Annotated in this window: 9 protein-coding genes, 1 rRNA gene and 1 riboswitch; of the genes, 3 read left to right on the top strand and 7 right to left on the bottom strand. The window is 56.2% G+C overall.

The features are described from left to right. Positions 1-1136, bottom strand: a 16S ribosomal RNA gene (locus AC2CF9_RS17665); the annotation flags it as partial. 627 nt (positions 1137-1763) lie between these two features. Between AC2CF9_RS17665 and purH the strand changes: the two genes are divergently transcribed. After that, a complete protein-coding gene (gene purH / locus AC2CF9_RS17660; RefSeq protein ID WP_484557573.1) occupies positions 1764-3353 on the top strand; it encodes a bifunctional phosphoribosylaminoimidazolecarboxamide formyltransferase/IMP cyclohydrolase in 1590 nt (529 codons plus the stop codon). A 17-nt stretch (positions 3354-3370) separates the two neighbouring features. Then, positions 3371-4648 (top strand): phosphoribosylamine--glycine ligase, encoded by a 1278-nt coding sequence (gene purD, locus AC2CF9_RS17655; protein WP_484557574.1) that lies wholly within the window; start codon positions 3371-3373, stop codon positions 4646-4648. A gap of 34 nt (positions 4649-4682) precedes the next feature. On the opposite strand, the gene AC2CF9_RS17650 is transcribed toward purD, so the two are convergent. The 6 genes from AC2CF9_RS17650 to nudC all read right to left on the bottom strand — a co-directional run bounded on the left by AC2CF9_RS17650 (position 4683) and on the right by nudC (position 9085). Beyond that, positions 4683-5351 (bottom strand): DUF1481 domain-containing protein, encoded by a 669-nt coding sequence (locus AC2CF9_RS17650; protein WP_484557572.1) that lies wholly within the window; start codon positions 5349-5351, stop codon positions 4683-4685. Positions 5352-5419: 68 nt separating this feature from the next. Beyond that, complete coding sequence (gene hupA / locus AC2CF9_RS17645; RefSeq protein WP_006121511.1) at positions 5420-5692, bottom strand: nucleoid-associated protein HU-alpha; 273 nt, start codon at positions 5690-5692, stop codon at positions 5420-5422. A gap of 188 nt (positions 5693-5880) precedes the next feature. Beyond that, positions 5881-6471: a YjaG family protein gene (locus tag AC2CF9_RS17640; protein WP_039381849.1), complete on the bottom strand. Its 591-nt coding sequence runs from the start codon at positions 6469-6471 to the stop codon at positions 5881-5883. A gap of 62 nt (positions 6472-6533) precedes the next feature. Then, entirely contained in the window at positions 6534-7202 is a 669-nt protein-coding gene (gene nfi / locus AC2CF9_RS17635) for a deoxyribonuclease V (protein ID WP_150018756.1), read from the bottom strand. 2 nt (positions 7203-7204) lie between these two features. Beyond that, a complete protein-coding gene (gene hemE, locus AC2CF9_RS17630; RefSeq protein WP_484557571.1) occupies positions 7205-8272 on the bottom strand; it encodes a uroporphyrinogen decarboxylase in 1068 nt (355 codons plus the stop codon). A 39-nt stretch (positions 8273-8311) separates the two neighbouring features. After that, positions 8312-9085, bottom strand: a complete 774-nt coding sequence (gene nudC, locus AC2CF9_RS17625; RefSeq protein WP_039381843.1) for an NAD(+) diphosphatase — start codon at positions 9083-9085, stop codon at positions 8312-8314. A gap of 86 nt (positions 9086-9171) precedes the next feature. Here nudC and rsd point away from each other — a divergent pair, with 86 nt between their 5' ends. Continuing rightward, entirely contained in the window at positions 9172-9678 is a 507-nt protein-coding gene (gene rsd / locus AC2CF9_RS17620) for a sigma D regulator (protein WP_150018758.1), read from the top strand. Positions 9679-9756: 78 nt separating this feature from the next. After that, positions 9757-9857: riboswitch (TPP riboswitch) on the top strand. Positions 9858-9945 lie beyond the last annotated feature (88 nt).

Genomic DNA, 9945 nt, shown 5'->3' with positions numbered 1-9945 from the left:
ACCCGCTGGCAACAAAGGATAAGGGTTGCGCTCGTTGCGGGACTTAACCCAACATTTCACAACACGAGCTGACGACAGCCATGCAGCACCTGTCTCAGAGTTCCCGAAGGCACCGAAGCATCTCTGCTAAGTTCTCTGGATGTCAAGGCCAGGTAAGGTTCTTCGCGTTGCATCGAATTAAACCACATGCTCCACCGCTTGTGCGGGCCCCCGTCAATTCATTTGAGTTTTAACCTTGCGGCCGTACTCCCCAGGCGGTCGACTTAACGCGTTAGCTCCGGAAGCCACTCCTCAGGGGAACAGCCTCCAAGTCGACATCGTTTACGGCGTGGACTACCAGGGTATCTAATCCTGTTTGCTCCCCACGCTTTCGCACCTGAGCGTCAGTCTTCGTCCAGGGGGCCGCCTTCGCCACCGGTATTCCTCCAGATCTCTACGCATTTCACCGCTACACCTGGAATTCTACCCCCCTCTACGAGACTCAAGCCTGCCAGTTTCAAATGCAGTTCCCAGGTTAAGCCCGGGGATTTCACATCTGACTTAACAGACCGCCTGCGTGCGCTTTACGCCCAGTAATTCCGATTAACGCTTGCACCCTCCGTATTACCGCGGCTGCTGGCACGGAGTTAGCCGGTGCTTCTTCTGCGGGTAACGTCAATCGGCGAGGTTATTAACCTCACCGCCTTCCTCCCCGCTGAAAGTACTTTACAACCCGAAGGCCTTCTTCATACACGCGGCATGGCTGCATCAGGCTTGCGCCCATTGTGCAATATTCCCCACTGCTGCCTCCCGTAGGAGTCTGGACCGTGTCTCAGTTCCAGTGTGGCTGGTCATCCTCTCAGACCAGCTAGGGATCGTCGCCTAGGTGAGCCGTTACCTCACCTACCAGCTAATCCCATCTGGGCACATCCGGTGGCGTGAGGTCCGAAGATCCCCCACTTTGGTCCGAAGACGTTATGCGGTATTAGCTACCGTTTCCAGTAGTTATCCCCCTCCACCGGGCAGTTTCCCAGACATTACTCACCCGTCCGCCACTCGTCACCCGGAGAGCAAGCTCCCCTGTGCTACCGTCCGACTTGCATGTGTTAGGCCTGCCGCCAGCGTTCAATCTGAGCCATGATCAAACTCTTCAATTTAAAGTTTGATTTGCTGCAACGAGTGCAGCGGTGCTCTGTGAATTAAACTTCGTAATGAATTACGTGTTCACTCAGCAAAGACTTGATATTTTTTACGTCCGGAGACGCTGATATCAATCCTGCGAGTGCCCACACAGATTGTCTGATAAATTGTTAAAGAGCGGTGCAGTCAGCGCCTTAAGCGTCTGCTGCGAGGTGGCGTATATTACGCTTTCCTCTTCCGGAGTCAACCACTTTTTTCAGCGTTTTTCTCCGGCGGAAGTTCTTACCGAATCTTCCTGTCAACGCCGTTTTCCGTAAGCCGGTGTGCCGTGTCGATGGAGGCGCATTATAGGGAGTTCTTCCGGGCTGACAAGCGTTAAATTCACGAAAAATAACTGTTCGCTGCATTCCCCAGCAAAAGGGGGCTTTATACCCTGTTACACACAACGTTATCCACAAAACAGCAGCCAGATAAATTTAAGCGAGCATCGCGCAAACGTTTTCGCTACAATGCCCGGCGACGTCACGGATGCCCCTTTTGGGGCGTTACATGAGGCAAACGCGTTATCTTCTTTATAGAAGTGCGCTTTCGGCCTGATGTAACGCTCTTATTTATGCGAAACAAAGCCAAGGGATAAAACCACCATGCAACAACGTCGTCCTGTACGCCGCGCTCTGCTCAGTGTCTCTGATAAAGCCGGTATCCTCGAATTTGCTCATGCTCTCTCACAACGGGGCGTCGAGCTGCTCTCCACAGGTGGCACTGCACGTTTGCTGGCAGATGCAGGCCTGCCCGTCATTGAAGTGTCTGACTACACCGGTTTCCCGGAAATGATGGATGGACGCGTTAAAACTCTGCATCCTAAAGTACATGGCGGCATCCTTGGTCGTCGCGGTACCGACGACGCGATTATGGCAGAGCACGCTATCAACCCGATTGATATGGTGGTGGTCAACCTCTATCCCTTTGCGCAGACCGTAGCGAAGCCTGACTGCTCGCTGGAAGATGCGGTCGAAAATATCGATATCGGCGGGCCAACCATGGTGCGCTCAGCGGCAAAGAATCATAAAGATGTGGCGATTGTGGTTAAGAGCAGCGACTACACCAGCATCATTGCAGAGATGGATGCCAGTGAGAATGCGCTGACGCTGGAGACGCGCTTCAATCTGGCCATCAAAGCGTTTGAACATACCGCTGCCTATGACAGCATGATCGCAAACTACTTCGGCACGCTGGTGCCTGCCTATCATGGCGAAACGCAGGCGCCCGCCGGTCGCTTCCCGCGCACGCTTAACCTCAACTTCATTAAGAAGCAGGATATGCGCTATGGCGAGAACAGCCATCAGGATGCCGCCTTCTATATAGAAGAAGAGATCGCGGAAGCCTCGGTAGCCACGGCGCAGCAGCTGCAGGGTAAGGCGCTCTCCTATAACAATATTGCAGATACCGATGCCGCACTGGAGTGCGTAAAAGCGTTTGATGAACCTGCCTGTGTCATCGTCAAACACGCTAACCCATGTGGCGTAGCGGCGGGCGCATCGATCCTTGAAGCCTATGAACGCGCCTATAAGACTGACCCGACCTCAGCTTTTGGCGGCATTATCGCGTTTAACCGCGAGCTGGATGAGGCGACTGCACAGGCGATTATCAGCCGTCAGTTTGTTGAAGTAATTATTGCACCCTCTGCCAGTGACGCGGCGCTACAGGTCACAGCAGCCAAACAGAACGTGCGCGTGCTGATCTGCGGTCAGTGGCAGCAGCCGGTTGCCAGCCTGGACTTTAAACGGGTCAACGGCGGTCTGCTGGTACAGGATCGCGACCTGGGCATGATCACTGCCGACCAGCTTCGCGTGGTCACGCAGCGCCAGCCCACTGAGCAGGAGCTGCGTGACGCGCTGTTCTGCTGGAAAGTCGCCAAGTTTGTTAAATCCAATGCCATTGTTTACGCCCGCGATAACATGACTATCGGTATAGGTGCCGGTCAGATGAGCCGCGTTTATTCGGCCAAAATTGCCGGTATTAAGGCGAGCGATGAGGGGCTGGAGGTCACAGGCTCAGCGATGGCGTCTGACGCTTTCTTCCCGTTCCGCGATGGTATCGATGCTGCTGCCGCTGCCGGCGTCAGCTGTGTCATTCAGCCCGGTGGTTCTATCCGCGATGAAGAGGTGATTGCTGCTGCAGATGAACACGGCATCGCGATGATCTTTACCGATATGCGCCATTTCCGCCATTAACAGCTGGAGCAGTAATGATGAAAATTTTAGTAATTGGTAATGGCGGACGCGAGCACGCGCTGGCGTGGAAAGCGTCACAGTCACCGCTGGCTGAAACCGTGTTTGTTGCACCGGGTAACGCAGGCACCGCGCTGGAGCCGGCCCTGCAGAATGTGGCTATCAGCGCGACCGATATCCCTGCCCTGCTCGCGTTTGCACAGCAGGAGCAGATCGATCTGACGATTGTCGGTCCGGAAGCACCGCTGGTGATTGGCGTGGTTGATGCCTTCCGCGCCGCCGGGCTGAAGATCTTTGGTCCGACGCAGGCGGCCGCACAGCTGGAAGGCTCAAAAGCGTTCACCAAGGATTTTCTGGCGCGCCAGCAGATCCCGACCGCTGAGTACCAGAACTTTACCGAGACAGAGCCAGCGCTGGCTTACCTGCGTCAGAAAGGCGCACCCATTGTTATCAAAGCCGATGGCCTGGCTGCAGGTAAAGGCGTCATTGTCGCGATGACGCTGGCCGAAGCGGAAGCGGCAGTTCAGGATATGCTGGCGGGTAATGCGTTTGGCGATGCCGGCCATCGTATCGTGATTGAAGAGTTTCTTGACGGTGAAGAAGCCAGCTTTATTGTCATGGTGGATGGCGACCACGTGCTGCCGATGGCTACCAGCCAGGATCATAAACGCGCTGGCGATGGCGACACCGGACCTAACACCGGCGGCATGGGAGCCTATTCACCGGCTCCGGTGGTGACTGATGAGATCCACCAGCGCGTGATGGACCAGATCATCTGGCCAACCGTGAACGGTATGAAAGCGGAAGGTAATACCTATACCGGTTTCCTGTATGCCGGACTGATGATCGACAAAGCGGGTCAGCCAAAGGTCATTGAATTTAACTGCCGCTTTGGCGATCCGGAGACCCAGCCCATTATGCTGCGGCTGAACTCCGATCTGGTGGCTCTCTGCCTGGCAGCGATCGATGGCACCCTGGATACGCAGAGCTCAGAGTGGGATCCGCGCCCTGCACTGGGTGTCGTGCTGGCTGCAGGCGGCTATCCGGGCAGCTACCGTACCGGCGATCAGATCCACGGTCTGCCGCTTGAAGCCGTGCCGGAAGGTAAAGTGTTCCATGCCGGCACCACGCTGCAGGACGATCGGGTTGTCACCAGCGGCGGACGCGTGCTGTGCGTGACCGCACTGGGTGAAGATGTCGCCATCGCGCAGCGCAACGCCTATGCGCTGGCAGAGACTATCTCCTGGGACGGCTGCTTCTGCCGTCGCGACATCGGCTATCGCGCCATCAATCGCTGATATCCACGGGGCACCCTGCTGTGCCCCGTTTTCTCTAGCCGCTCAGATCGCTCTCTGTCGGCTGCCAGCTGCACTCATCCTCTGCGGTAACACGCAATATCTGAATCCCCTCCGGCGCTTCAAGCCATGACACCATCAGCGGCTGAGACTCCTGCTGCTGCTGCGTCAGGCGACTCAGCGTGTCACTGTCGAACGCGACATTTTGCGGGTTACCCGCACAGTCGCGTACCCGATTGCCGCCCAGCCAGTGTCCCTGCTTCAGTAATACCCGGCCGCTCAGCAGCGCATTGCTCTGGGCCAGCATACGCTGTGCGTCAAAGCGATAGAGCGCGACGGCATCATCACTCAGCGCTTCGCGCCGTCCTGCCAGCTGTCGTTGCATAAAATTCAGGTTACCCTGATGATCAAAACGCAGCGTGACGTCATCGGGCTGCTCGCCGGTAAGATGGCGTTCCACGCTCAGCAGCGTCTCGTGTTGCCAGATATAGTCTGTTGTTTCGCGCACGGGCGTGCTGAAAGGGTTATAAACGGTACGCAGGTGGATCAGATCGTGGTCGCTGTTTTTGCGCCAGATACGAACCGCGCCGCGGTCGGCCAGGTAGCCGCTGGCGGTAAATGCCGGAAGATCAGGCGTGGCGCTGCAGCCGGAAAGCAGGACAGCACAGAGCAGGATACGGATGCGCCGAAAAAGCGTATTCGACATAGCAGGCTCCGGTAACAAAAAGGGGCGAAATCGCCCCTCTTCTAAAGCTAAACCGCAAGGCGGAAAACTTACTTAACTGCGTCTTTCAGTGCTTTACCAGAAACGAAAGCTGGTACGTTTGCTGCAGCGATTTTGATCTCTTTGCCAGTCTGTGGGTTACGACCGGTACGCTCAGCGCGGTGGTTCACTTTAAAAGTACCAAAACCAACCAGTTGTACAGCATCACCTTCTTTCAGAGACTCAGTGATCGCAGCCAGGGTAGATTCCAGCGCAGCTTTAGCCTGGGTTTTAGACAGGTCCGCTTTTTCTGCGATCACATCAATCAGTTGAGTCTTGTTCATAAGTTATCCTTAAAGTGTATTTATCGCTTGCTAAGCAACGAGTGCGAGGGAAAAGCCATATTCTGGCACTCTTCAGCCTGCACGCACCGATAGCCACAATTTTCAGCCCCCCAAATGTAGACCAGACAGGGGGCTGATGTGAAGCCTCCAGGCGCGCTAATTCAGGCCTGGAATCACGTTTTCTCGCCTTACTGCTGAAAATTTATACCGATGTTACTGATTCCGGCTTCGCGCAGGTCAGAACGCAGTCCTTTAATCAGCTCAAGGTCGCGCTCTTCGCACTCAGCCAGCAGGCGAAAAATCTCCCACTGCATGTCCCATTCATCAATGACCGCCTGGTTTTCACGCAGTTCTTCGTCGCTCATTTCGCGTCCGGCCTGCGTCATTTCCAGGATAGCCACGGTGGTGATGGAGGTGCGGCTTACTTCAATCGCATGCTCCAGCGTTTCACCGCTCAGCATCGCGTGCAGCACTTCGCTCAGCGCTACGCAGGCATCGATGGCCGGATGAACACCGTAAACATCAAAATCGTCACCAGCCGGGATCGCCTCTTCCAGTTTCTCCAGCTGGCTGTCGAAATTGATTTTGGCATCTTTCACCGTCAGGCTTTCCCATACCAGATCAAGAATGCGGCGATAGAGCTGAGGATCGGCAAATCCGGTCTGTTCGCAGAAGGCCCAGTAATTAGGGAACATCCGCTCGCATAAACAGGCCATGAAGGTCATATGCTGCCAGCTTTCCAGCTTCGCCAGACGCAAATGCACGGGGTTCTGTAACATCAAACTTACTCTCAATAGGTTAGCTGGCGGCAGTGTACCGCAAAAGGCGCGGACAAACAGCGTCAGCGCGCATTTTGCCACTTCACAAAGGCCGGACGCCCTGAGGCGACCGCATCTGCCCAGCGCGTAGGCTCCGGCAAACGGTAGCCGCCCATGCAGGCTTCAACCCAGTGCAGCGCGCTGTCCAGGCTGACACGGTGTCCGGTAGAGATAAACAGCGGGTTACAGCGCGCTTTGCTGCGCCACACCCAGGCAAGCTGCTCACCTTTATCCATCAGCGGCTGCCGGCTACCGGGTGCGGCGTCCAGATCGGCAAAGCGTCCACACAGCCGCTTTTTGGCTACGCCGATAGTGGGAATATCCACGATTGAGCCAAAATGCGCCGCCACGCCGAGGCGCCGGGGGTGCGAGATGCCGTGCCCGTCCACAAACAGCAGGTCGGGCTGCTGCGTCAGCTGCTGCCAGGCCGCCTGCAGCGCAGGCATCTCCCGAAACGAGAGAAAGCCCGGAATATAGGGCATAGTGGTAGGAATGCGCGCAATGCGATGCTCCACCAGCGTAAGTGAGGGGTATTCCAGAATGACGATCGCGGCGCGCGTCACCTCACCCCCCTGCTCAAATCCGACATCAGCGCCGCCGATAAAGCGCGGCGGCAGAACGTCAAAATCGTCCTGCCGCACCACGTTAGCAGCCAGCGCCAGCTGTTCCTGACGTAATGCGGCTAAATCCATGCTTATTCCTGATGATATTGTCGCGAAAGACGATGCACCGCCTCAACGAACACACCTGCATGTTCCGGCGGCACATCCTGATGGATACCGTGTCCGAGATTAAACACGTGTCCTTCACCCTCGCCAAACCCGGCAAGAATGCTGGCCACCTCCTCTTCAATACGGGCAGGCGGCGCATAAAGCATAGACGGGTCCATGTTACCCTGCAGTGCAACCTGATGACCCACGCGGCGACGCGCCTCGGCCATATCCATGGTCCAGTCCAGCCCCAGCGCATCACAGCCGGTAGCAGCCATCGCCTCCAGCCACTGTCCGCCGCCTTTGGTAAAGAGCGTGACCGGGACGCGCCGGCCTTCGCTCTCACGCACCAGGCCTTCCACAATTTTATGCATGTAGTTCAGCGAAAAATCGCGGTAGTCGCGTCCGGTCAGCACACCACCCCAGGTATCGAAGATCATGACCGACTGCGCACCCGCGTTGATCTGCGCATTGAGGTAGAGGATCACGCTGTCCGCCAGCTTGTCCAGCAGCGTGTGCAGCGTCTGCGGTTCGGCATACATCATCTTTTTGATTTTGGTAAATGCCTTGCTGCTGCCGCCCTCAACCATATAGGTGGCCAGCGTCCACGGGCTGCCGGAAAAACCAATCAGCGGGACGGCTCCCCTGAGATTGCGGCGGATGGTTCGTACCGCATTCATCACATAACCCAGTTCCTGCTCCGGATCGGGCACCGGCAGGTTATCAACATCCGCACGACAGGTAATCGGACGGGAGAAGCGCGGACCTTCGCCGGTTTCAAAATAGAGTCCCAGCCCCATCGCATCCGGGATGGTCAAAATATCGCTGAAGAGGATCGCTGCATCCAGCGGATAGCGGCGCAGCGGCTGCAGCGTCACTTCACACGCCAGCTCAGCATTTTTACACAGCGACATAAAATCACCGGCTTCAGCGCGCGTGGCTTTGTACTCCGGTAAATAGCGTCCGGCCTGACGCATCATCCAGACCGGGGTAACATCTACAGGCTGGCGCAGCAGGGCGCGCAGATAACGGTCGTTCTTCAGTTCACTCATAATGGGCTCTCTCATGCTAAGGGCGTCAGTGTAGCATTTTCATGCCACGCTGGCGCGACACAGCGCCACGGTGTCCTCAATCAGGCGCCGGGCCACGGTGCCTGGCGGCGGCAGCTGGGGCAGCGCATCAAAGCGATACCAGCCCGCATCGAGCAGCTCTTTTCCATCGTGCTGCAGCTCACCATCCTCATACTCCGCCATAAATGCCGTCATCAGCGAATGGGGAAAGGGCCACGGCTGCGAGGTCACATAGCGTACGTTTTTTACCCGTACGTTACTCTCCTCCATGACCTCACGCGCCACCGCCTGCTCCAGCGTTTCGCCTACTTCAACAAAGCCGGCCAGTACCGTATAGATGCTGTTGCGATGGCGGGCGTGATTGGCCAGCAGGATCTCGTCGCCGCGGCGAATCGCCACAATGATGCAGGGCGCAATCTGCGGATAGTAACGTTCGCGGCAGTGGGTACAGAGGCAGGCAAACTCACGCGGGCTGATGCGCATTTCATGGCCGCAGTAGCCGCACCAGCGGTGGGAACGGTAGAATTCAGCCAGCTGCACCCCCCGGCCGGCAAGCTGAAACAGTCCGGTATCCTGATCGATAACCTGTCGCACCGAGCCCATGTTTTCCGGGCGCGACGCCTGGATCAGCCAGACGTTTTCGCCCAGCCATTCACCGATAAGTATGCCGTGCTGGCCTGCCAGACCAAAATCTGCCGCTAAGCCGTGCGGCAGCTCACCCTGCGGCAACCAAAGTTTCTGTTCAGAGCTGACAATCCACCAGCCAGCGTCTACGCTTGAGATCTCACGTTGCATCTTATTCGTTGTCCTTAGCGTCGCACGGCACGCTGAAAGTCTGATGTTAAGTGTAATGAACAACTATAACTCACCGGGAGCCTCATATGCTTACCCAGTTAGATAACCTGACCAGGCGTGTCGGTGGCGGTAATGAATTAGTCGATGCATGGTTACGTGCGCGTCGACATCTGCTTGTCACTTACTATGAATTAATTGGCATCAAGCCGAATAAAGAGGCGCTGGCGGTGCTGAACGAGCAGGCACTGGATGATTTCTGCCATACGCTGGTGGACTATCTCTCAACCGGCCACTTCAGCATGTATGAGCGCATTATCAAAGATCTGCAGGGTGACAGTCCGCTGGTTGCTGCTGCGCATCTCTATCCGGCGCTTGAAAGCAATACCGATCGCATCATGCAGCTGTATGACACCCATTTGCAGCAGGCAATTACGGATGAAAACTGCGTTGAATTCCAGCAGGCACTCTCTGAAGTAGGCGAAACGCTGGCTTCGCGCTTCTCGCTGGAAGATAAGCTGATTCAGATGGCGTGGGATAACCAGCTGGTTTCTCCGCCGGTAGCAAACGACAGTACCATCGCGCGTCCGGCCTGATCCTGCTGCAGTTGTAAAATCCTTGTTATTCCGTAAAAGCCCACTTATGCTGAGTGGGCTTTTATTGTTTTGAACAGAAACACCTTGTCGGAGTGCCCTTCGGGGCTGAGACCGTTAATTCGGGATCCGCGGAACCTGATCAGGTTAGTACCTGCGAAGGGAACAAGAGTAGCTATTATCAGCGCGCGATTGGACTTTACCTGTCTGCAGGCGCTGTTACTCCTTCCGGACTCCGGACAAGCAACTTCCACTGACTTCAGGAATTTT

Source organism: Pantoea sp. SYBGC1, assembly GCF_057197005.1.
This window is presented reverse-complemented; position numbering and strand designations above follow the sequence as displayed.